Genomic DNA, 22706 nt, shown 5'->3' with positions numbered 1-22706 from the left:
TTTTATATTGTAGTCTCCTAGTTGCAAGTTTTTAATTGGAAAAAATTATTAAGTACACGACATAATTACTGTGGTATAGAGTTAGGCTCAATTAGCATAAGTATATTTTTTGCGTTACGTACACCCAATTCAGCTGCTTTTTTATAATATTTGATAGCTTTTTCTTTATCGTATGATACTCCATCTTGCTCTTCATTATAGTATAGGGTTGCTAGCTTATAGTATGCCTTACCGTATCCAGCATCTGCAGCTTTATAGAAATATTTTAAGGCCTCTGTATATTCTTTATCTTCATAATAATATTCACCAAGATAATAAATAGCATACACATCGCCAGCTTCAGCTATTTTTTCTAGATTGTAAAATTCTTTATAATCACCTTTTTGAGCAAATATTTGCATTCTTTGGATTTTTTCTTCATGTGATAGTTCTATCGACTTTCGTTGAACATTTTTGGCTTCCTCAGTGTTTGTGTTAGAGTTTGATTGACCAGAGATTTCTGTATCAGCTATAAAATCACTTAAGTCATAAGTACTAACATTAGGTGTTAACGAAGAGGATTTAGGTTTATGCTTGATTATTATATTAAGAAAATCCTGGGAATACTTATTTTTGTCATTATAAAAATAGTAAACTAAACCTTCAAATCTGTTATCACTTTGATTTTCAAGGTTGAACCATACAGAAGATCTATTATTTTTGAACTTTGCTAACTTTAATAATTTATTGATGTAAGTTATGTTTAAATTAGCTGGTTTAGCTAGAAGGTTACTATCAAAGTATATACCAGCAATATCCTCATGGAATTTTACTAAAAAATCTTGGTTTATATTAGATAAATTTAAGTACATTAGACCAGTTAAATTTTTAATTTGTTTTTTTGGTACAGATAAGCCAATTTGTCTTTTGTGTTCTATTTGTTCCTGAGTAGCTCTTTGTTTAAGTAAGTCTTCATTAAATTGTTTTTTTTGTAAAGATCTTTTTACAAGAGCTTCTTTTCTATTACGATCTTGAATTGCATCCTGAATCTGTGTTATTTTTGTTTTTGCTAAAGTGGAGATTTTAGGGTTAGAGCTATAAAGTAAAGTTTCCCATAACGTTAAAGCTTGGTTACTATCACCATTTTTAGCAAAATTGTCAGCCTGAATAGCTACAGCTGGTTCATAACCTTTAGAAATAGCTGCAAGTAGAAATTTATCTTTTTGACTATTATTAGTTTCTAAAAGCTTACCATCTTTATATGCTAAATATATTTCAAATAGAGGTTTAGGTTCTAGTTCAGGAATAAGTTTTTGATTAAATTTTAGTAATTTAATTAAAGGATCTAAAGCTTTAGCGCTACCTAAGTTATATGCTTTTGTAAAGTAGTTAATAGCTTTTTCATTATTTTTACTAACACCTTGACCATCTTTATACAAAATAGCTAGCTGGTAGTAGACTTCAGGATTATTGTCATTAATAGCTTTTTGATAGTATTTATAAGCTTGGAAATAATCTTTTTTTGTTGCTAGACCATATTGATACATATACCCTAAATAATAGTAATCTTTAGTTGTTGCTTTACCTGAATCAGCTAACCTTTTAAGAATTTTATATGCTTGGTTATATCCTTCTTTATTTTTATTTTGTATATCAGCTATAGCTGTAGAATATTGTTCTAATAAAACTTGATGCTTATAACTAAAATAATTATTAAGACCAATAATAAAAACTACAATAAACATTATAATAGTGATAAAAATGGTTATATTTTTTTTTGTTAACGGTATAGAACCTATCTTCTTCAGTACCTTAGTAGAGTCATCTTTATTAAACATAAATACAAGTTAGAAATAAATATACTTACTAGATTATATAATAGCTTGATACTACAGTTAAGGGTTAATTTATAATATCTTGAAGATTTGCTTGTAATTGTTTTTTTTCAAGTGTTATTGTTTCAGGATCTTCAAGGGATATTTTACCAAGATATCCATTTCTGTAATCATGGACTATGTTTTTAGCAGCTTGCTCAATGTTAAGGCTAGTATTAGCAATTTCTTTTAGTATCTCTTGAGGATGTTTTTGATCTATGTTAGTAATCTCATAACGGCAAAGAAAAAGTTTCGGATTATTTTTGAGTAAAAAATTTATCAAAAAGCAAGCTGTTCCTTCATAATCCATAGCGGTATCTCTAATTGATCCTATACTTGCTATCCTAAAGCCACTAGCCTCACTTTTAGGACTTGGAAACATAATTCCAGGCGTATCAAATATTACAAAGCCTTTGTGGATATCTATACGTTGTTGAAGCTTTGTAACAGCTGGCTCATTACCAGTTTTTGCAACTTTTCGACCAGCTAGTTTATTTATCATGGTTGATTTGCCTACATTTGGTAAGCCAAAAATAATCGCGCGTATAGGTTTTAGTACAGTTCCTCTGTTAGGTAGTCTTTTTTGAGCAAGGTCAAGGATTTTTTTTACTATATTTTTATCAGTTAGAGTGTTAACTGCTATAGCATTACCTTTGTAGTAATCCAGCCATAATTTAGTTATATTAGGATCAGCTAAATCATTTTTAGAAAGAATTTTTATTATAGGCTTATCGCCAACTATTTGTTCTAAAATATGATTACTACTAGAGTCTGGAATGCGTGCATCAACTATTTCTATAGCTATATCTATAGCTGGTATTTTTTTGCGAAACTCTTTGGTCGCTTTATGCATATGACCAGGAAACCAGTGTAACATTGTAGATAAAAGTCGTAAATTTAGTTAATATAAGTAAAGATTTTACCTATTCATGTTTTTTTATGCAAAGTTATATTATCAAAGGGGCTAAGATTTATAATGATATAGCGTTTGAATATAAAGATATCGTTGTTCGAAATAATGTTATTGAAACTATCGCAGAAGATATAAAGCAAAGTAATTATAATCTGCCTATGGTGCAACTTCTGGCTAGTGATTATGTGATACCAGGGTTTATAGACATTCACCTCCACGGTTCAAAAGGAGCTGATGTTATGGACGCTAGTGTTGAGGCACTAGAAACTATTTCAAAGTCTATATATGCCCAAGGTGTTACTAGCTATCTTGCAACTACAATGACAGCTTCAGATGAGCATATTACAAAAGCTATGCAAACTATAGCTCAATACCATAATATTAGTAGTACAGGTTCAGCAAGGATATTAGGAGTTCATTTAGAGGGGCCATTTATTTCAGCTGGTAAAATAGGAGCTCAAAATCCTAATTATTTACAAGGAGCAGATGTTGATAAGTTAGATAAATGGCATAAAGCATCTAATAATTTAATAAAAAAAATAACCATAGCTCCAGAAATTCAAAATGCTGATTCAGTTATTCAATATTGTAATAGCAAAAAAATAATTAGTTCAATAGGGCATACTAGTTGTACAATGTCTCAAGCTTTGAAAGCTATAGATCAAGGTTGTAGTCATGCAACACATCTTTTTAATGCAATGAGTCCTGTAGAGCATCGTAATCCAGGCGCAGCAGCAGCACTTTTAATATCTAAAAAGATTTTAGCTGAGCTTATAGTTGATGGTGTTCATCTTCATCCAGATACAGTTAAATTTACGTATGAAATTAAAGGAAGTGATAATATAGCATTAATAACAGATGCTATGTCGGCTCAAGCAGCAGGAGAGGGTGTGTTTGAGCTTGGTGGACAAAAAGTTATTGTTAAAAATAATCAAGCAAGATTAGAAAATGGTGTTTTAGCAGGTAGTGTGTTAACTATGAATAAAGCATTAGATAATATGCTAAAATTTTCAGGTTGTGAGCTTTTTGAAGCTGTGAAAATGACTAGTGCAAATCAAGCAAAATCTTTAGGTTTAAAGAAAGGACAACTTAAAGTAGGTTTTGATGCTGAGTTTGTCATTTTAGATAAAAATTATCAAGTTAAACAAGTGATTAGTTAGATTTATGAATTTTTTAATTTTAGACACCTCAAGTGCTTATTGCTCAATAGCACTTAGAGTCAAAGATAAAACTTACTCTAATACGAAATATATTCCTCGTCAGCATAATAAGTTTCTTTTAGAAATGATAAAAAAAATTTTTGAAAGCGCTGGTATTGATAAAAAAAATCTAGATTTTATAGCATACGGTGTAGGACCTGGAAGTTTTGTAGGAGTACGTTTGGCAGCTGCTGTGGCTCAGGCTTTCGCTGTTGGGTTGGATATTCCTATATTAGGTTTTTCAAGTATGTTTGCTATTGCAAAAAGTACTCCTATTAATTCAGATAAAGTAGCTGTAATTTTAGACGCTAAGATGGGTGACTTTTATTTGGGTTTATATAATAAGAAAATGGATGATATGATTTCAGAAAATGTTTATAAGCTACAGGAGTATTCAACTACATTGCATGCAGGATTTAGTTTAATAGGTGAAGCTATAGAGCAAATAGAATTAGTGCCACAAGTAACAAATTTTAAGCTTGATGTTAGTGATTTAACTGATTATCTTTATAGACAATACCTTTTACAAAAACAAAACAGTAGGTTAACACAAGAAACATTTCCAGTTTATCTTAGAGGAAATTCTCACTGGAATAAATAGAGTATACCTTTTATAAATGTGTAAATGTGTTACAATCAAGCTGTATAAAATTTCAGAGATAAATTCAGTTTAAATTATAGGGTTTTTAAAAAATGGCATCATTAAATAAAAAGATTCAAAACGTTTCTGCTTCTCCAACAACTGCTATGGCAGCACTAGCAAAGCAAATTAAAGACCAAGGTCATGATGTGGTTTCTTTGGCTATAGGTGAGCCAGGGTTTAGTGCACCTGAAATTATTAAAAAAGCTGGGATAGAAGCTATAAATACAAACATTACTAAGTATACTAATGTTGACGGTTTAAAAGAATTAAGAGAAGCTGTAGTTAAGCGCTATAAAAAACAATATACTGTTGAGTTTAGTGCTGATCAAGTATGTATAACATCAGGAGCTAAACATAGTCTACATAATGTTTTTAACTGTATCTTAGAAGAAGGTGATGAGGCAATATTTTTTGCTCCATATTGGGTCTCTTATCCAGATATGATCTCGTTAACTGGTGCAAAACCAATAGTTGTAAAAACTAAATTTGAGGATAGTTTTGAAATAGATATTGATGAATTGGAAAAGCATATAACAAATAAAACTAAAGCTATTATTATTAATTCACCAAATAATCCTACAGGTTTAATTTATTCAAAAAAATGTATTGAAGATTTAGCTAACTTGTTAAGAAAATATCCAAATATTTGGATTATTGGTGATGATATCTACGATCAGCTGTATTTTACTAAAAAGATAACTTTGATTATAGAGATTGCTCCAGATTTGGCAGATAGATATGTAATTGCTAGTGGTGTTTCTAAAAATTTTGCTATGACAGGTTGGCGTGTTGGTTTTACTATAGCTCCAAAAATATTAAATGACGCAATGAAAAAATTTCAATCGCAATCAACCACATGTGCTTGCTCTATATCTCAATATGCAGCAATAACTGCGATGAACATGCCAATAGAGGATTTACAATACTTCGTAGATTCTTATAAAGAAAAAGAACAGTTTGTAACTAAATGTTTAAAAGAGATGCCTTATATAGATGTAAAAAGTGCCGATGGTACTTTTTATTTATTTCCAGATATTAGAAATTTGATTAAACATACTAAGTTTAACAGTGATATTGAACTATGTAATGCTTTATTGACCGAGGAGTATGTAGCGATGATGCCAGGTATAGCTTTTGGTTTAGAAGGATTTGCTAGAATTAGTTGTGCTAATGAAATCCCAGAACTAGAAAAAGCTATGGGTAGGCTTAAAAGATTTATTCTTAGACATACTAGTTAATTAGTGTGTTACAATCATAGTATTATTTTCTATTCTAAAAAAATAAGTTATGAAAAAATGTGGTTATATTTCTATAATAGGTCGCCCAAATGTTGGCAAATCAACTTTACTAAATAATATCCTCAAATATAAAGTTAGTATAACCTCTCGTAAGCCTCAGACTACAAGACACCAAATTACAGGAGTAAAGACAGTTGGAGATACGCAGTTTATCTATGTTGATACTCCAGGTATCCATAATAAAGAGCCAAAAGCAATCAATAAATTTATGAATAAAGCTGCAACAACAATGATAAAAGATGTTGAAGTAATTTTATTTGTTGTTGAAATGGGTAAATGGACAGGCTTAGAAGATAATATAGTAGCTAAAATAAAAAATTCAGAAATCCCAATATTCTTAGTGGTAAATAAAGTTGATAAGAAAAAATCACTTGATGCTAGTGTATTTATTGACTCTATAAAAGACAAATTTACTTTTTATGATGTTATTTATGTATCAGCTAAGCAAGGGCATAATATCAATGAACTTGAAACAAGAATAGAAAAATTATTGCCTGAATCTGAATTCTTCTTTTATGAAAATGACCAGGTTACAGATAGAAGTGTTAAATTTTTAGTTTCAGAAATTATCCGTGAAAAAATTATGCGTAGTATAGGAAGTGAGGTACCATATCAAATAGCGGTAGAGATTGATAGCTACAAAATAGATGAGCAAAAGAATATCGCAGATATTTATGCGAGTATTCTTGTCGAAAGAGATAGTCAAAAAGGTATAGTTATTGGTGCAAAAGGTTCTAAACTTAAAAAAATAGGTGTTGACGCACGAAAGGATATTGAGCATCTGATAGGTATGCAAGCAAACCTAAAGATATGGGTTAAAGTTAGAAGTGGTTGGTCTGATGATGAGAGGGCGTTAAAATCATTAGGTTATGATTTGGTATAAAATTTTCTTATGCAAAAAGTTATTTATTTGAATAAATCACGTAAATATCGGAAGTTATTTTATATTTTTGTAGTTATGCTTAGTAGTTTTACGGTGGGATCTTATTTTAGAAATAGCTATTTGCTATATGTTGGTTTTGTTTTAATAATATTATCTATTCTTTATGAGTGTCTATATAGTTTACCTGTCTTAGAGGCAATTGTGTTACCTAAAGAAAATGAAAAATATTTTAAAGTCGTCATAGGTAATCAACAAAGTGATTTTTGGAAAATAAAAAAGCATATAGTTATAAATGGTTGGATTTATCTTTGTATTTTCCAAGAAGGTTCTAATAAAAGCTTTAAGTTATGGTTACATAAAAGTAATTTTAAAGATAAAAATGAAACTAGATTGCTTGCTAAGAAAATTATTTTAGAAAATTTGTGATGCTAAGGTATTATTTTTTTGTTTTAAATACTTTATCCCATAATGGAAAAGTTACTGAGAAATTTTTGTCTTCATAGTGGTGATGCAAAGCATGATGTTTTTTGTATATAAATAGAAGAGAGCCTTTTTTTGCTTTCACATGGTGAGTGCTATGATGTACAAAGAAGTAAAGTAAAGCTCCAAGTAAGGCTCCACTATAAATAGCACTTGCTATACCTAACCCAAAAATTAGGTATAAAGGTAAAAACAGTGTAACAGTATAAATCGGTAATGATATATACGTTGGATTGCCTACTAAATCTATCGTATGTTTATGGTGCACAGCATGTAATTCCTTTATCAAAGGACAATAGTGAAATATAAATCTATGAACCAAGTATTCTATAAAAGTCCAGGTAAAAACCCCTAGTACGATAAGCGTAAATATCCAAAAAAAATTACCAAAAAAGCACTTAAAGCTTAAAACTAAAAAAAAGACAATAGCAATAGGATATACATAAAAATCACTCCAATACCCGGTTCGAGAAATTTTTTCAAGCATTGTCATAAGATAATAATATTAATATAGGCTAATTATTACAACATCATAAACAACTTTTGGAATATAATCAAAAGTAAAATCGTTTTGTTGTAATAAAATAAAATTATAGTATGGTAAACTTTAGTGTGATTTGTAAGAGTTAAGTTTGTAGTGCTGAATAAATGTTAGAAATTTTTAAGTCAAAATTATTAGAAACCCTAAGTAAACAACAAATTATCGAAAATGAATTGTTAAGATATGCTTATTCAACTGATGCTAGTCCCTATAGGATGATACCTAAATTAGTTTTAGTAGTTAAACTAGAACAAGAAATCCAGAAAGTTATTGAGTTAGCAAATGAGTATGACATAAAACTAACTTTTAGAACGGCAGGAACTAGCTTATCCGGTCAGGCTGTTACAGACCAAGTATTGGTGGTGTTAGCTTCAGATTCCTGGCTAGATTATAAAATTTATAATGATGGACAAAAGATAAAACTGCAGCCAGGTATCATTGGAGGCGAGGCTAATAAATACTTGAAAATCTATAATCGTAAAATAGGACCAGATCCAGGCTCTATAAATACAGCCAAAATCGGTGGAATTATAGCCAATAACTCAAGTGGTATGTGTTGTGGTACAGCTAAGAATTCTTATGCAACATTAGATTCTATTAGGATTATTCTTAGTGATGGTAGTATTTTAGACACTTCAGATTATGAAAGTGTAAAAAATTTTAAACAAAATAAAAAAAACTTTCTAGATATAATTTTAGAGATTCAAACTCAAATATTACAAAATATTGAGTTGACTAAATTTATAAAAAAGAAATTTTCCATTAAAAACACAAGTGGTTATAGTCTAAACGCTTTTTTAGATTTTAAGGACCCTATTAAAATAGTAGAAAGACTAATAATAGGTTCAGAAGGTACACTTGGATTTGTTAGTAATGTAACTTTAAACACAGTACCAGAGTATAAGTACAAAGCTTTAAATTTAATATATGGTAAGTTAGATGATTTGGTTAAACTAACAACACAAATTGAAGCTTTTAATTTATCTTCAGTTGAATTGTTAGATTACGCATCTCTTAAATCTGTCGCTAATAATGTTGAGCTAAAGCCTTTTTTAACCTCTTTAGAAGATTTTCAAATAGCTGCTATTATGGTTGAGCTTGCAGAGTCAAGCCAAAAAGATTTAGATAATAAGCTTAAACTTATAAATGGTTATATAGAAAAAACAAATATAATTCATCAAGTTGGGTTTATCCAAGATGAAGCTAAAGCGCAAATTCTATGGAAAATACGTAATGGGATAGTACCTACCATAGCTGGGCTAAGACCGTCAGGTTCTAGTATTATTATAGAAGATATAGCTGTGAATATTTTAGATTTGCCAAGCTTTATAACTCAAGTAAGAAAGCTTTTTGATAAGTATGATTATATTAATGCCGCTATTTTTGGGCATGTGTTAGCAGGAAACATACATTTTGTTATAACACCAGACTTTCACAATAATAAAGAAGTATCGATATATGACAAATTTATGCATGAGTTAGTAAATATAGTAACTAAAGAATTTAATGGTTCACTAAAAGCAGAGCATGGAAGTGGAAGAAATATTTCACCTTTTGCAATAGTAGAGTGGGGAGAAAAGTGTTTAGACATTATGTGGCAAATCAAAGAGTTATTTGACCCTAAAAATATTTTAAATCCTGATGTTAAGCTAACGCGTAATAAAAACTTACATATTCAAAACCTCAAAAAGCTTAATGTAATTGGAAATGAAATAGATAAGTGTATGGAGTGTGGGTTTTGTGAACCAGTATGCCCTTCACGTAATTTAAGCCTTACTCCCCGCCAACGAAATGCTGTTATACGAAAAATACCCACTTTAGCAGATAGTGATAAACCAAGATGGCAAAAAGATTTTGAATATTATGGTATACAAACATGTGCAACTACAAGTTTATGTAAAACTAGATGCCCAGTTGACATAGATACAGGAGCTTTTATTTTAAAACAGAAAAGACAAGCTAATAAGTTAGTTAATCACTCTCAAGAAATTAATAAAGCTAAACAAAAAGTTAAACTGGCCAATTTAACTGGAAATATCATAGGAAAAACAAATTTGCAAAAGGTAACTAAGGTTTTACATAATCACTTTAAATCTATACCAGTATATTTAGAAACTATGCCTAAAGTTCAAGATGTACATTTTAAGAATTCAGTCACCAATAATGATAATAGGGTATTATTAATACCATCATGTCCTAATAAAATATTTGCTTGTAATAAAAAATATTCTAAATATCCTAGTCAATTAGTTTTAGAAAAGTTAGGTTTTGACGTTGATTATCCAAAAGATCTTAAGGGTGTATGTTGTGGTCAGATGTATAATTCAAAAGCTAATTATGTTCAGCAACATAAATCTCAAGAAATACTTAGTAAACAAAACTTAGACCTATATAATTATGCTGTGATAGATAATAGCTCTTGTGCTGGTTTTGCAAAACAACAAAACATAGCTCTAACTGATATAAATAGCTTTATTGTAGAAAATATTGATACTACAAAACTTACCAAAAAGTTTAATAAGATAGCTCTTCATATTGATTGTTCAACCAGAAAACAAAATATTGATGAAATATACATTAATCTTTTAAAGCTATGCTGTAATGAAGTTGTACTACCAGAAAGAATTTACTGTTGTGGTTTTGCTGGTGATAAAGGCTTTACCACTCCAGAGCTAAATGCAAGTAGTTTAAGTTCACTAGCAAATCAAATAAAAGGCTGTGATATAGGTGTAAGCTTTAATCGTAGTTGCCAGATTGGTCTTAGTCAGCACTCTGGTATAGAGTATATTTCCTTTGTCGAATTAGTCTTAGAGTCAGTAGTCTTAAGCTAGTTTAAATGATCAAAAATATCTTGAGATACTTTTTCAACAGGTTGATCTCCGTTGATTTTTATATATTTAGGTGTTTTTGTGTTATTTGATTTAAAGTTTTTATAAAATTCGATTAGGTTAGATGTTTGTTCACGATATACAAAAAGCCTTTCTTTGACTGTAGCTTCATTATCATCAGAACGAGTCACTAAATCTTCATCTGTTACATCATCTTTACCTTCAACTTTAGGTGGATTAAATTTTATATGATAAGTTCTACCAGAGGCTGGGTGAATCCTTCGACCTGTTATTCTTTCTATTAGTAGTTTATCATCAACATTTATTTCGATTATAAAATCAATGTTTACACCTAATTTATCCAACTGTTCAGCCTGTACGATAGTTCTAGGTACACCATCGAGAAGAAAGCCATTTTTGCAATCTTCTTTCGAAATCCTATTTTTAACTATTTTGATAATAAATTCGTCAGAAACTAATTGACCAGAGTCTAAAATTTCTTTTAGCTGCCTACCAATCGCATTGCCAGATTTTATAGTTTCTCTAATCATATCACCTGTTGAAATATGAGCAATGCTATATTTTTGCTCAATTATCTTCGCTTGAGTGCCTTTGCCAGCTCCTGGAGCGCCTAAAAGAATTATTCGCATTTACCTTTAACCTTTTAAAAGTGTAGTTTACATAATTTGGATTTAATTATAAAATAAATAGAATAATATATCTAGAATTAATGTATTATGTAATTTACTAGGTAATTTGTTAAGGAAATAAATAGGTTTGTTTTAGATGCTATCACTATTGCTCGAAAAAAAAAGAAAGAAAGCGCAAAAAACTGTTTTGGGAGTAGAGTATGACTTTGCTTCCTTAGCTGCGGTTAAGCTTGATAAAAAAAATCAAGAGTATTCTTTAGTTTGTTGTAGTAGTGATATATTTTCTGATCAAGCATATTTTGAGGGAGAACTTATTTCTGAGTATATAGGAAATATAGTTAGTAATATAATTTTAGCAAATAAGCTTGGTTTTTTTACTAGACTAGGTTTTGTTACTTATAAAGATATAGATATATCAAAAGAAGAAATAGTGTGTGATAAAAAAAATTCTGAAATAATTGCAAAAGAGGGAGTTGTATTTTACTTAAGGGAACATTTTTTAAAAAAGAAATTTCCAGAAAATTACTCTGTTATTGCTTTTGATTTCTATGATGAATCAGAAGAAAAGGGAATAATAACTATTTATTACATTGCAGATATTAAAATTACAGAGCGTTTTTATAATATTGCTAAAAAATCCAAAAAAGCTGTTTCTGTATGCGGTCTTGACAATATCGTTATTAGTAACTTTGTGCAGGAGCTATTTTTGTCAGAAATTTCAAAACACACTACTAATAGTATTTTATTTGGGTTGTATGCAGATAAATTATGCGTTTATAGCTTTTCTCCTAGTGGAGAGCTTAAAAACTATGAAGCCGTGAAAATATTTGAGCCGAAAATTTCAGATGCTAATTATGTGGATGAAGCTATTCAACTATTATTAAGATTTATAGATTTTATGTCTTTAGATTTCTCTGGTAATGATTTTTCTGATTTCTCGGCTCAAGATAACGCTATATATATCTATGGAATCAAAGAAAATTTTGAAAAGATTTTTTCATCAATAAAAGAACTTTCAGCAAAAGACTGTAGAATTTTGGATCCATTTGTAAATATTCAAACACAAGACTATAAAAAAACCATCGAAAAGCCTTATCGATACGTGATGCCAGTAGCAATAGCTATGATGGAGGCTCTGTAATGAAACAGTTAAACTTTATTCAAGATAGATATAAAAAGCTACTGTTATCATATATAGCTATTGATATAGGTTTTATTGCTGTACTTGCTTTTATTGGGATGGTTAGTTTATCTATTATCTTATCCTGGTCAAGCAAAGAAGATATAAAACTTGAACAGTATATTCAAGCTAAAATTACGGAACTTGATAAGAATTCAGTGCAATATCAAGAAGTTAAAAAACAACGTGATAAATTAATTGATGTGGCTGATAACTTAGCAAACATTAAAGCAAGCCAGTTTTATATGTTGCTTGGTATAGAGAAAATATCTAGAGCTATAACAGATAAGCTTTATCTTACAGGTATAACTTATATCGCGACTGAGGATGAGATTGTCCTTAACGGTGAAACTAAAGATTTGAAATTACTTTCTGTGTTCATGAAAAATTTAGAGGTTGAATTCAAAATAAAAAAAGTTGAGTTAAAAAATCTTGGATCTGAAAAAAATGGTCAGAGAAGTTTCTCTTTACAGTTTAGATTTGGTGAAGGTAATGCATTTAAGGGAGATTTTGTACAATGATAGATAAGCTACAATTTCTCCTGTCTAGTAGATATATAAACAAAGTTATTTATGCTCCTTTAAAGCTTAGGCTAGTAGTAATGCTAATATTATTGGTATTATTTTCATTGGTGTTTTATGGTATGTTTGTCGCTCCAGTGCTTACAAATAATGCTTCAGTTGAAAGTCATATAAACACTATGAAAGACCAGATTCCTCTGTTAATAAAGAAACAAAAAGATTTAGAGAAATTAAAAGAGCAAGTTGAGATCTTAGAGCAAAGTAACAGCGAAACAAAGTTTAGTATACCAGAAAGCCATTCTGTGCCTATATTTTTGTCATCTTTGAGTGAAGCCATAAATAGCTCAGGTGTCACAATTATTGATTTATCACCAGCTGGAGTAGAGAAAAATAAACATTTGGATTTGTATGCTATAAATTTTAGGGCAAAACTAAGTGGTAGTTTCCCAGAATTAATAAAGCTGTTTATAGCTTTATTCGATATGAAAGATATAGCTGTAATCACTAATATGGCTATCAAAAGAGAAGCTGATGAAAAATTAGTTATAGAGTTAAATCTACAGACATATTCTCGTCAGGGAGTGGGGGCTTAGCCAGGTGTACTTTAATTTTAGAATCAATGTATTTATTAAGTTCTTGTTTCTTTTGATTTTTGCTGGAGGAGATTATAGTATAGCTTTTGCTAATTATACAGATAGAACAAAGGAAATTGATAATTTGATAATAAATAAATTACAAACCACTAAAAGTTCGGAGAAATTCAAAGTTCCTGAATATAAAGGCGATGTTTTAACTTTTGAAAGGCTATCTAAAATACGTAATATATTTAGTATGAATCATTATCTTCCTTTTGAAAAAAGAGAAACTTTACCACAACAAAAGTTGAATGTTGCTAAACCAAAACCTATATTAGTGCCTCCAGAATTAGAGAGGAGAATGAATGTTAAAAAAACAAAATTGCAAACTTATCCTATAGATACATTTTCTTTTAAAGGTATGGTTTATCAGGATAAAAACATATGGGGCGTGGTTGAAAATACTAGAGAACCTGCAAAACCTCTATACATCAAAAAAGGTGAGCTAATAGGCCCAGATTATGGAGAGGTTGATGATATTACAAAAGATGGTATTTTAGTAAGCCAATGGCATAAAGATACACAAAATAGAATTTGGGAAAAAAAACAAATGGTTATACATTAATTTTAATTAGGATTAAATAATGTTTTTGGATAAAAAAAAGATACTGATAAGATTAATCGCGCTGATATGTATTGTAGGGTTTAGTACGACGTTTGCTAATACTGACACTACTAAGGAGAATCTAGTAACTGCAGAAGTAAAAGCTAGTGAAGATAATACAAAAATTGTTGGTAGAGAAGAAAATAAGCAAACATCAAGTCGGCATCATATTAAAGATCTAGAGTTTCATAGAAGTTTAAATGGTGGAGCAGTTTTTAGTGTAGCTTTTGAAGAGAATGTTGGCAACTTTTCTGAGTATAAAACTAAACTCTCTCGGGATGGGTATACTCTTACAATAACTTTTAAAAATACTTCTATTTCTGATAAATGGGTTAGTAATATTGATACGAGGGTTTTTAATACTATAGTTGATTCTATAAAGGTACGTAAAGAAGATAACGATGTGGTTTTTATAGTTCACTCACTTGATAGGATAACTCTTACTGATTTTAAAGAAGGTAATAGTTTTACTTTTAAAATAGATAGGCGTAAAAGTAGAATAGAGAATTTTAACATAAATGAGCCTATTTCGATTTCATTTCAAGATTCTCCAGTACAAACAGTTCTTCAAGTATTATCTGAATTTGCTGGTTTAAATCTTGTAGTAAGTAGTAGTGTAAGAGGAAACATATCTATTGATTTAAAAAGCGTGCCTTGGAATGAGGTGATGAATATAGTTTTAGTTAGTAAAGGTTTAGCTACTAAAAAAATGGATAGTATTTTATATGTCGCTACAGCAGCCGAGATAGCAGCTCAAGAGCAACTTGAATTACAAACTAAACGATCATTAGAGAATAATGCTACTTTAGTAACTGAGTTTATACCTTTAAACTACACTACAGCTCAAGCAGCTCAGACGGTTATAACATCTATGGCTAAACAAAATGGTGGTATCATGTCACCACGTGGTAGTATCACCTCTGATGTGCGCACAAACACTCTAATAGTTACTGATACTGAAGAAAAAATGCCCCAGATTAAAAAAGTTGTCAATGAGATAGATATTCCAAATGATCAGGTTTTAATTGAGTCAAGGATAGTAGAAGTCAATAGATCTACATCTTTGGAATTAGGATTTAATTATGGTCTTACTGATGCTACTGGTAAGGTCGTTAACATAGGTTTAGATACTTTTGCTATGCCAAAGAACGCTTTGGGAGCAACTGCTGAGCTTGCATATACTATTTTTGGAGGTATGAAATTAACTATAGAGATTCAAGCATTGGAGTCTGAATCTTTGGCAAATCAGGTGGCTTCTCCTCATTTAATAGTCGCTAATAATGAAACAGCATTTATTAAACAAGGTGAGCAGGTGCCATATAATCAATCAACAGCCTCGGGTGCAGCTTCTATTGCATTTCAGGAGGCGGTCTTAGAGTTACAAGTAACCCCGCAAATAGCACCAGATGGTAACCTTATTTTAGAAATCTTAGTGACAAAAAACTCAGTGATTCCTAATTCAGGAGGATCTTCAGGAGATACTCCATTACCACCTAGTATTGCTACAAGGGAGATAACCACAAAGATTATGACTAAAGATGGACAAACTATAGTCATAGGAGGGATTTATGAAAACAAACAAGAAGAAACCCGTAATAAAATACCTCTCCTAGGAGATATTCCTTATCTTGGTTATTTATTTAGCTATACAAAGATAGTAAATGATGACAAAGAACTTCTAATATTTATAACACCAAAAATATTAGAAACAAAAATAGAAAGATAATAATAAAGATAATGGTTGAAAAAAACTAAAGCTTTAGGTATCTTATTTACCTATAATTTATTATTTAAAGGGGTGATTAGTACTAACTATCACAGTGTACAATTAACTTATAATTTTGAGTCAAAAATGATAAGAACAAAAAATATATTCTTAATAGGGCCAGTAGGTGCTGGTAAATCCACTATAGGTAAACAGTTAGCAAAAGAATTAAAACTAGAGTTTATTGATTCGGATGAAACTATAGAAAGAAAGTGTGGAGTTGATATTAACTGGATATTTGATCTAGAAGGTGAAGAGGGTTTCCGTAATCGTGAAAGAGATGTTATAGCAGAAATTCTAGCAGAGAAGCAAAATATTGTTTTAGCTACAGGTGGGGGTGCTATATTAGACCCAGATACTAGATCATTACTATCATCTCGTGGAAAAGTTGTTTACCTTGAAGCAACTATAGATCAACAGTTAGAAAGAACAGCTAAAGACACAAAGAGACCTCTTCTAAGAGTTGATGATAAAAAGCCAGTTTTAGAAAAGCTTATGGAGGAAAGAGAGCCATTATATAGAAGCATAGCTGATGTTGTTGTTGAGACAAATGGAGCTACAGTTAAAAATATAGTAAACAAAATATCTACGTTTTTAGTAGAAGAATCAATATTGTGATAGACAAATTACAAGTAAACCCTACATTTAGTGATAGTTATAATATACTAATAGATTCTTGTTTAGATTTTTCTCATATTTATCCTGTTATCACTAATAAACAAGTTTTAGTAGTTACTAACACAACAATACAAAAGTTATATCTTGATGTTTTCTTAGGTGGCATAAAAAATGTAGTGACAGATCATAAAACTTGTATTTTAGAGGATGGTGAACAATATAAATCTCAGCAAAGTTTAGATAAGATTCTAAGCTCACTATTAACTCATAAATTTACTCGAGCATCTACAGTTCTTATAGCATTAGGTGGAGGTGTAGTAGGAGATATCACGGGATTTGCAGCTGCTGTATACCAAAGAGGTGTGAGTTTTGTACAAATTCCAACAACTTTACTATCTCAAGTTGATTCATCTGTAGGTGGTAAGACCGCTATAAATCATCCTCTGGGTAAAAATATGATAGGAGCCTTTTACCAACCTAAATTAGTTTATACCTCAATAGAATTTTATAAAACCTTACCTGACAGAGAATATGTCTCTGGTATGGCAGAGGTTATAAAATATGGTTTCATTTCTAGCGATTTTTACACCTGGTTAAAATCTAATAGACAAAAAATCCTGCAAAAAGATACCGTAACTCTTATAGAGATGTTAAAAAAAAGTTGCCAAATAAAAGCTCAAGTGGTTGCTAAAGATGAAAAAGAGCTAACTGGAGCAAGAGCAATATTAAATTTTGGGCACACTTTTGGTCATGCTATAGAAAAATGCCAAAATTATAAAGGTTTAAGACATGGAGAAGCAGTAGGTGTTGGTATGGCGCAAGCTATAGATTTCTCCTGTTATTTGGGTATCATTGATTGTCAAAAAGCTAAAGTAGCTAAAAATTTTATAACTAGTTTTGGTGTGTCTATAGAATTTCCTAAAAATATAAATAAAAACGAGTATTTAGATGCTATGTTAATTGATAAAAAAAATGACAATGGTCAGCTAAATTTTATTTTAATAAACTTTTCAGGAAATCTAGAGTTAATGTCTAAACATCAAAGCGAACTAGAAAAATTTATAGTTTAGCTTTTATTTTCCACTAAATTTTTCGTAGCTTTTTTTAGTTCGTTTCGGTAGTAGTCTAGATTTTTAGCGGATTCTTCTTTTAGAGATTTGATTTGTTGCGTTAAAAAGGTGATTTGACTTTCTAAGCTTTCTTTTAGATCTGAAATTCTTTGTTTTGTTTGCTCTTGAATAAGATCACAATATGATTTTGCATCTTTAGCTAGTCTTTCAGCTGTTTCGCGGCGAACACTTTCTTTGACTAGAGCAGAGTAAAGTTTTTTGATTTTTATTTCATTATCAGGTTCATTTAGTAAAGTTGACCATTCATCACAAACATTACTAAATAAGTCTAACTCATCGATTTGCTCAAGTATTTTAATTGCACTTTGACTAATTGCCATTAGATTTTGATCCTTATTTTTTTATAAAAATATATTAGAAAAGATATTAATAAACTGAAATTATTAAATTTTGTTAAAAATGATACAAAAATATTACTATAATTAAAAGAGCCATTTTAGAAATAATTTAACTTATTATTCTTGGTGGCGGAGATTCTATAGTATAAACTAACCAAATCTACGTATATCAATCATTTTTGTAAAATGCTAATAAAAAATAATGATCAGATATTTAGCTCTATAAACAAAATTAAGTACTCTGCACGTAGAGGCATGCTAGAACTTGATATTATGTTGGCACCATATTTGGATAACTGTTATATGAAAGAAGATATAGCTAATAAAAAATTATTTATTGAATTTTTGACAAGTGAAGATAACGATATGTTTGACTGGTTATTTAAAGGTGTGAAACCCCCAGAGAAATTTCAAGAGCTAATTAATAAGATAATCGAGGAAAAAAAGAAGTTTAATGTAGAAAACTTTAAATAGAGGACTTTTGCATATGAATAAATTATTGAATCATACAGGTAACTATCCTATTTCAAAAGAAATAATGTGTATATCTAACTTTTGGTTGACAGATGAAAAACAAGCTATAACAGAGTTGGTTAAAAAGGCTGAGATATCGAGTGTTCAAAAAGCTAAAGTTAGAGAAGTTGCTTATGACTTGGTATCAAAAGTTAGGAAAAATAGGCTTAAAAAGTCTGGTATAGATGCTTTTATGATTGAGTATGACTTGTCTTCTGAAGAAGGAATAGTACTTATGTGTTTAGCAGAAGCTTTATTAAGAGTACCAGATACTTACACTATAGATTTATTGATCAAGGATAAGCTTACAAGCGCCGCTTGGAAAGAGCATGTTGGTATAGAAAAGCACCTATTTGTTAACGCAGCCACTTGGAGTTTAATACTTACAGGAAAAATTCTAAAAGATGCTAAAAAATCTTTTCGTAAAATATTCCAAAATTTTGTCAAAAGAACTAGTGAGCCTGTGATTCGTCAAGCTATGAAGCAAGCCATGAAGATAGTCGGTAGACAGTATGTTCTTGGAGAAACTATAGAGGAAGCTTTAAAGATTTCTCAAACTAAAGTTGAGAAAGGTTATACTTATTCATATGATATGCTTGGTGAAGCTGCTATGACTATGGAAGATGCTGAATATTATTATCAGCAATATTTATGTGCTATTAATCAATTAGCAAAGTATGCTAAGCATGAAAAAATTAAGAAAAATCCTGGTATTTCAGTAAAACTATCTGCTTTACATCCACGTTATGAAGTAGCTAAGCATGAGAGAGTCCATACCGAGCTTTATCCAAAGCTACTCAAACTAACACAGTTAGCTAAAGAATACAATGTGGGTATGAATATTGATGCAGAGGAAACAGAAAGGTTACAAGTATCACTAGAACTGGTTGAAAGGCTAGCTCATGAGTCTTCACTGGATGGTTTTGATGGTATTGGTATTGTAGTACAAGCGTATCAAAAAAGGGCTCCGTATGTAGTAGAGTATTTAGCTAATTTAGCTAAAAAAACCAATAGAAGATTTATGGTTAGACTTGTGAAAGGAGCATATTGGGATGCTGAGATTAAACACGCACAAGAGCGAAGTTTGGAAGGTTATCCTGTGTTTACGCGTAAATACCATACAGATGTGTCTTATCAGGCATGTATCAAACAGCTTTTTGAAAACCATAAATATCTTTATCCGCAATTTGCAACACACAATGCTCAAACTGTAGCGGTCGTTTTAGAATTATCTAATGGTAACAAAGATTTTGAGTTTCAATGTTTACATGGAATGGGGGATACTTTATATGACAATATCGTTGGTAATCTAGAATATCAAGATATTCCCTGTAGGATATATGCGCCAGTTGGTGGACATAAACATTTATTAGCTTATTTAGTAAGAAGGTTACTTGAAAATGGTGCAAATAGCTCATTTGTAAATAGAATTGTAGATGAAAATTTACCTATAGAAGAGTTAATAGAGGACCCGGTTAAAAAAGCTATAAACCATGGCTGTGGTCAGCATCCAAATATTCCATATCCAAAAGATATTGTAGCTCCTAGACTTAATTCAAAAGGTTATAATACTAATGATTTTGCTGTTTTAGAGGATATGTATAAAGAAATTGAAAAGTATACCTCTAAAAGCACTTATAAAGCTAAACCAATAGTTTCAGATATAAAAGAGCAGGATGGAAACTGTGAAAGTGTTATAAATCCTAACACTAATGAAACTATAGGGTATGTAATAAATGCTGATGCAAAAATTGCGAAAAAAGCACTTAAAAATGCTAACGAAGTATTTGAACAATGGAATAATACACCAGCTTCTCAAAGAGCAGATATTTTAGAAAAATTTGCTAATTTATTAGAGAAAAATGCTAATGAGTTTATAGCTATAGCTATGATTGAAGCCGGTAAAACTTTAAGTAACGCTATAGATGAAGTCCGAGAAGCAGTTGATTTTTGTCGTTATTATGCAGCTCAAGCAAGAGAGGAGTTTAGTGACCCAATTCAATTACCAGCCTTATCAGAAAATCTAAAACAAATAGAGTTTAGTGGTAGAGGTCCTATGGTATGTATAAGCCCTTGGAATTTTCCATTAGCTATTTTCTTGGGTCAAATTACAGCTTGCTTAGCAGCTGGTAATACTGTAGTAGCAAAACCTGCTGAACAAACACCTATAATTGCTTATAAAGCTGTTAAACTTTTATTTAAAGCTGGCTTGCCTAAAAAAGTCTTACAATTTGTACCAGGTGCTGGCGAGATAGTTGGTAGTGCTTTGGTTAAAAGCTCAATTTGTAAAGGAGTGATCTTTACAGGATCAACTGAAGTAGCAGCTATTATAAATCAAAATTTAGCAAGTAGAGAAAGCGAAATAATACCTATTATAGCCGAAACAGGTGGCCAAAATGCTATGATTGTTGATTCATCTTCTTTACCAGAGCAGGTTACTGCAGATGTTATTAAATCAGCTTTTGATAGTGCTGGTCAGAGATGTTCTGCTTTACGTGTATTATGTTTGCAAGAAGATATAGCTGATAATTATATAAAAATGATAGTAGGGGCTATGAAAGAGCTTAAGGTTGGAGATTCTAAATATATAGATACAGACGTTGGTCCTGTTATAGATAAAGAAGCTGCTGATAGCCTTAATGCGTATATTGAAGATAAAAAATCTAAATTTAAATTAGTGTATCAACTACCTGTTAATGAAAGTACTCAAAAAGGCACATTTGTAATGCCGGTAGCTTTTGAGATAAATAAATTATCAGATTTAGGTAGGGAGCAGTTTGGTCCAGTCTTACATATCCTTAGATTTAAAGCAAACCAGTTACCGCAACTTATAAGAGGTATTAATTTTACAGGATACGGTCTAACAGCTGGTGTGCATAGTAGAATAAATGAAGTTATGAACTATGTTAAAAACCATATTAAAGCTGGCAATGTTTATGTTAATAGAAATATGGTTGGAGCGGTTGTAGGGGTGCAACCATTTGGCGGTCAAGGCAAATCAGGTACCGGTCCTAAAGCAGGAGGACCTTTCTATATGCATAGATTAGCAAATGAGAAGTTATCTAGTGTGAGAGCTTCTGAGAAGGTTTATAACCCTGAAAAAATAGCTATGGATGAGAAATTGACTAGCAAGTATATAAAGAATAAACACAGTATTGCTAGTATTATTAACGGCTTCACTTTACGTAAAAATATTATTAATGATCTAAAAGATTCTAGTGGGAATGTTATAGGCAAAGTATCTCAAGCAACAGTTGACACTGTAGATAAAGCGATTGAGTTAGCCTGCTTTGAAGCTGATCAGTGGAGTAACGTAAATGCTGGAATAAGGGCAGAGCTTATAGAGAAATTTTTAGATTTATTAGAAAAAGATCGTTATGTGATTGCTGCTAGTTTGATAACAGAATCAAAAGTGTCAGTAGAAGATGCACATACTCAAATAGATAAGACTATACAGCAAGTAGCGTATTATTGTTTACAAGCTAGAAAAGAGTTTACTCAGCCCAAACGATTATCAGGACCGACTGGTGAGATTGATGAACTAAGCTTGAAAGGCAGAGGTGTTGTTGTAAGTATGTGTTCTAGTGATGATGCTCTTATAAGGTTTGTAGGTCAAGCTAGCGCTGCTATACTTGCTGGCAACACTGTGGTAGCAAAACCAGCATACACAGGTAATCTCACGGCTTATCATGTTGTTAAATTAATGTTAAAAGCTGGTATAAGCTCAAAGGTTATACAGCTAATTTTATCTGATACAGAAGAAGTCACTTCAGCATTATTGTTTAATAGTAAAATATCGCTAGTAACTTTCTCTGGTAGCATATCTGCTGTAAAACAAGTTCATCAAGCTTTGGCACTGCGTCGAGGAGCTATTATACCTTTTGTTGCTGAGAGCGTTCACAAGGGTGGTAAATGTACGAAGCTTGCTATAGAGACGGCATCACCACTTTATTTACGCAGATTTGTAGTGGAAAAATCTGTTAGCATCGATACCACTGCCTCAGGTGGAAATGCATCTTTGATGAGTTTAGAGGAGTAAAAAATATTGCAAATTAAATATAACAGTGCTAATTTAATCTTATAATACTTATTTTTAATAAAACTTAACTTAATT

20 protein-coding genes are annotated in these 22706 nt (G+C 30.9%); 15 read left to right on the top strand and 5 right to left on the bottom strand.

What is annotated here, in order from left to right; genetic code table 11:
- Positions 1-65: 65 nt before the first annotated feature.
- Together SD28_RS05575 and ylqF are read right to left on the bottom strand one after the other, a co-directional pair.
- Positions 66-1817, bottom strand: a complete 1752-nt coding sequence (locus SD28_RS05575; protein WP_039124935.1) for a tetratricopeptide repeat protein — start codon at positions 1815-1817, stop codon at positions 66-68.
- Between the two features lie 64 nt (positions 1818-1881).
- Positions 1882-2730, bottom strand: coding sequence for a ribosome biogenesis GTPase YlqF (ylqF, locus tag SD28_RS05570; RefSeq protein WP_039124933.1), 849 nt, complete (start codon positions 2728-2730; stop codon positions 1882-1884).
- Between the two features lie 62 nt (positions 2731-2792).
- On the opposite strand from ylqF, the gene nagA reads away from it, so the two are divergent.
- From nagA to SD28_RS08000, 5 genes are all read left to right on the top strand, one after another.
- Positions 2793-3926 (top strand): N-acetylglucosamine-6-phosphate deacetylase, encoded by a 1134-nt coding sequence (gene nagA, locus SD28_RS05565; protein WP_039124931.1) that lies wholly within the window; start codon positions 2793-2795, stop codon positions 3924-3926.
- Positions 3927-3930: 4 nt separating this feature from the next.
- Positions 3931-4566 (top strand): tRNA (adenosine(37)-N6)-threonylcarbamoyltransferase complex dimerization subunit type 1 TsaB, encoded by a 636-nt coding sequence (tsaB, locus tag SD28_RS05560; RefSeq protein ID WP_039124929.1) that lies wholly within the window; start codon positions 3931-3933, stop codon positions 4564-4566.
- Positions 4567-4658: 92 nt separating this feature from the next.
- Complete coding sequence (locus SD28_RS05555) at positions 4659-5846, top strand: pyridoxal phosphate-dependent aminotransferase (protein ID WP_039124927.1); 1188 nt, start codon at positions 4659-4661, stop codon at positions 5844-5846.
- Between the two features lie 49 nt (positions 5847-5895).
- Entirely contained in the window at positions 5896-6789 is an 894-nt protein-coding gene (gene era, locus SD28_RS05550) for a GTPase Era (RefSeq protein WP_039124924.1), read from the top strand.
- A gap of 9 nt (positions 6790-6798) precedes the next feature.
- Positions 6799-7215 carry a hypothetical protein gene (locus SD28_RS08000; protein WP_039124921.1) on the top strand — a complete coding sequence of 139 codons (417 nt, stop codon included), beginning with the start codon at positions 6799-6801 and terminating at the stop codon, positions 7213-7215.
- A gap of 10 nt (positions 7216-7225) precedes the next feature.
- Here the strand turns inward: SD28_RS08000 and SD28_RS05540 are convergent, their stop codons facing one another.
- Complete coding sequence (locus tag SD28_RS05540) at positions 7226-7756, bottom strand: sterol desaturase family protein (RefSeq protein ID WP_234384996.1); 531 nt, start codon at positions 7754-7756, stop codon at positions 7226-7228.
- Positions 7757-7917: 161 nt separating this feature from the next.
- On the opposite strand from SD28_RS05540, the gene SD28_RS05535 reads away from it, so the two are divergent.
- Positions 7918-10641 carry an FAD-binding and (Fe-S)-binding domain-containing protein gene (locus SD28_RS05535; protein WP_039124916.1) on the top strand — a complete coding sequence of 908 codons (2724 nt, stop codon included), beginning with the start codon at positions 7918-7920 and terminating at the stop codon, positions 10639-10641.
- Here SD28_RS05535 and adk read toward each other — a convergent pair.
- Positions 10638-11288: an adenylate kinase gene (gene adk, locus SD28_RS05530; protein WP_039124914.1), complete on the bottom strand. Its 651-nt coding sequence runs from the start codon at positions 11286-11288 to the stop codon at positions 10638-10640. The two genes, SD28_RS05535 and adk, sit on opposite strands and share 4 nt — an antisense overlap.
- Positions 11289-11424: 136 nt before the next feature.
- Between adk and SD28_RS05525 the strand changes: the two genes are divergently transcribed.
- The 7 genes from SD28_RS05525 to aroB all read left to right on the top strand — a co-directional run bounded on the left by SD28_RS05525 (position 11425) and on the right by aroB (position 17681).
- The gene (locus SD28_RS05525; RefSeq protein ID WP_039124913.1) at positions 11425-12429 is read left to right on the top strand and encodes a hypothetical protein; all 1005 of its coding nucleotides are present in this window, start codon (positions 11425-11427) and stop codon (positions 12427-12429) included.
- Positions 12429-12989, top strand: coding sequence for a PilN domain-containing protein (locus SD28_RS05520; RefSeq protein ID WP_039124910.1), 561 nt, complete (start codon positions 12429-12431; stop codon positions 12987-12989). Before SD28_RS05525 ends, SD28_RS05520 begins: the two co-directional genes overlap by 1 nt.
- Positions 12986-13582 carry a type 4a pilus biogenesis protein PilO gene (gene pilO / locus SD28_RS05515; protein ID WP_039124908.1) on the top strand — a complete coding sequence of 199 codons (597 nt, stop codon included), beginning with the start codon at positions 12986-12988 and terminating at the stop codon, positions 13580-13582. Before SD28_RS05520 ends, pilO begins: the two co-directional genes overlap by 4 nt.
- A 52-nt stretch (positions 13583-13634) precedes the next feature.
- Positions 13635-14189: a pilus assembly protein PilP gene (locus SD28_RS05510; protein WP_234393973.1), complete on the top strand. Its 555-nt coding sequence runs from the start codon at positions 13635-13637 to the stop codon at positions 14187-14189.
- A 19-nt stretch (positions 14190-14208) separates the two neighbouring features.
- Complete coding sequence (locus SD28_RS05505; protein ID WP_039124906.1) at positions 14209-15954, top strand: type IV pilus secretin PilQ; 1746 nt, start codon at positions 14209-14211, stop codon at positions 15952-15954.
- Between the two features lie 126 nt (positions 15955-16080).
- Positions 16081-16611: a shikimate kinase AroK gene (gene aroK, locus SD28_RS05500; protein WP_039125818.1), complete on the top strand. Its 531-nt coding sequence runs from the start codon at positions 16081-16083 to the stop codon at positions 16609-16611.
- Positions 16608-17681 (top strand): 3-dehydroquinate synthase, encoded by a 1074-nt coding sequence (gene aroB / locus SD28_RS05495; RefSeq protein WP_039124904.1) that lies wholly within the window; start codon positions 16608-16610, stop codon positions 17679-17681. The genes aroK and aroB overlap by 4 nt, the downstream gene beginning before the upstream one ends.
- Here aroB and SD28_RS05490 read toward each other — a convergent pair.
- A complete protein-coding gene (locus tag SD28_RS05490; protein ID WP_039124902.1) occupies positions 17678-18061 on the bottom strand; it encodes a hypothetical protein in 384 nt (127 codons plus the stop codon). The genes aroB and SD28_RS05490 overlap by 4 nt on opposite strands.
- 204 nt (positions 18062-18265) lie before the next feature.
- On the opposite strand from SD28_RS05490, the gene SD28_RS05485 reads away from it, so the two are divergent.
- Together SD28_RS05485 and putA are read left to right on the top strand one after the other, a co-directional pair.
- Positions 18266-18553 (top strand): FAD assembly factor SdhE, encoded by a 288-nt coding sequence (locus SD28_RS05485; RefSeq protein WP_039124900.1) that lies wholly within the window; start codon positions 18266-18268, stop codon positions 18551-18553.
- A 13-nt stretch (positions 18554-18566) separates the two neighbouring features.
- The gene (gene putA, locus SD28_RS05480) at positions 18567-22631 is read left to right on the top strand and encodes a bifunctional proline dehydrogenase/L-glutamate gamma-semialdehyde dehydrogenase PutA (RefSeq protein WP_039124898.1); all 4065 of its coding nucleotides are present in this window, start codon (positions 18567-18569) and stop codon (positions 22629-22631) included.
- The last annotated feature ends 75 nt before the right edge of the window (positions 22632-22706 follow it).

The organism is Allofrancisella guangzhouensis, from assembly GCF_000815225.1.
In the GTDB taxonomy this organism is placed as follows: domain Bacteria; phylum Pseudomonadota; class Gammaproteobacteria; order Francisellales; family Francisellaceae; genus Francisella; species Francisella guangzhouensis.
Note: the sequence above shows the minus strand (reverse complement) of the source record. Positions and strands in the feature narration are given on the sequence as shown.

What these genes read in the sequence shown, in the direction of transcription:
- SD28_RS05575 (WP_039124935.1), bottom strand. Translation starts at nt 1,817, where the DNA reads ATGTTTAATAAAGATGACTCTACTAAGGTACTGAAGAAGATAGGTTCT.
- ylqF (WP_039124933.1), bottom strand. Translation starts at nt 2,730, where the DNA reads ATGTTACACTGGTTTCCTGGTCATATGCATAAAGCGACCAAAGAGTTT.
- nagA (WP_039124931.1), top strand. Translation starts at nt 2,793, where the DNA reads ATGCAAAGTTATATTATCAAAGGGGCTAAGATTTATAATGATATAGCG.
- tsaB (WP_039124929.1), top strand. Translation starts at nt 3,931, where the DNA reads ATGAATTTTTTAATTTTAGACACCTCAAGTGCTTATTGCTCAATAGCA.
- SD28_RS05555 (WP_039124927.1), top strand. Translation starts at nt 4,659, where the DNA reads ATGGCATCATTAAATAAAAAGATTCAAAACGTTTCTGCTTCTCCAACA.
- era (WP_039124924.1), top strand. Translation starts at nt 5,896, where the DNA reads ATGAAAAAATGTGGTTATATTTCTATAATAGGTCGCCCAAATGTTGGC.
- SD28_RS08000 (WP_039124921.1), top strand. Translation starts at nt 6,799, where the DNA reads ATGCAAAAAGTTATTTATTTGAATAAATCACGTAAATATCGGAAGTTA.
- SD28_RS05540 (WP_234384996.1), bottom strand. Translation starts at nt 7,756, where the DNA reads ATGCTTGAAAAAATTTCTCGAACCGGGTATTGGAGTGATTTTTATGTA.
- SD28_RS05535 (WP_039124916.1), top strand. Translation starts at nt 7,918, where the DNA reads ATGTTAGAAATTTTTAAGTCAAAATTATTAGAAACCCTAAGTAAACAA.
- adk (WP_039124914.1), bottom strand. Translation starts at nt 11,288, where the DNA reads ATGCGAATAATTCTTTTAGGCGCTCCAGGAGCTGGCAAAGGCACTCAA.
- SD28_RS05525 (WP_039124913.1), top strand. Translation starts at nt 11,425, where the DNA reads ATGCTATCACTATTGCTCGAAAAAAAAAGAAAGAAAGCGCAAAAAACT.
- SD28_RS05520 (WP_039124910.1), top strand. Translation starts at nt 12,429, where the DNA reads ATGAAACAGTTAAACTTTATTCAAGATAGATATAAAAAGCTACTGTTA.
- pilO (WP_039124908.1), top strand. Translation starts at nt 12,986, where the DNA reads ATGATAGATAAGCTACAATTTCTCCTGTCTAGTAGATATATAAACAAA.
- SD28_RS05505 (WP_039124906.1), top strand. Translation starts at nt 14,209, where the DNA reads ATGTTTTTGGATAAAAAAAAGATACTGATAAGATTAATCGCGCTGATA.
- aroK (WP_039125818.1), top strand. Translation starts at nt 16,081, where the DNA reads ATGATAAGAACAAAAAATATATTCTTAATAGGGCCAGTAGGTGCTGGT.
- SD28_RS05490 (WP_039124902.1), bottom strand. Translation starts at nt 18,061, where the DNA reads ATGGCAATTAGTCAAAGTGCAATTAAAATACTTGAGCAAATCGATGAG.
- SD28_RS05485 (WP_039124900.1), top strand. Translation starts at nt 18,266, where the DNA reads ATGCTAATAAAAAATAATGATCAGATATTTAGCTCTATAAACAAAATT.
- putA (WP_039124898.1), top strand. Translation starts at nt 18,567, where the DNA reads ATGAATAAATTATTGAATCATACAGGTAACTATCCTATTTCAAAAGAA.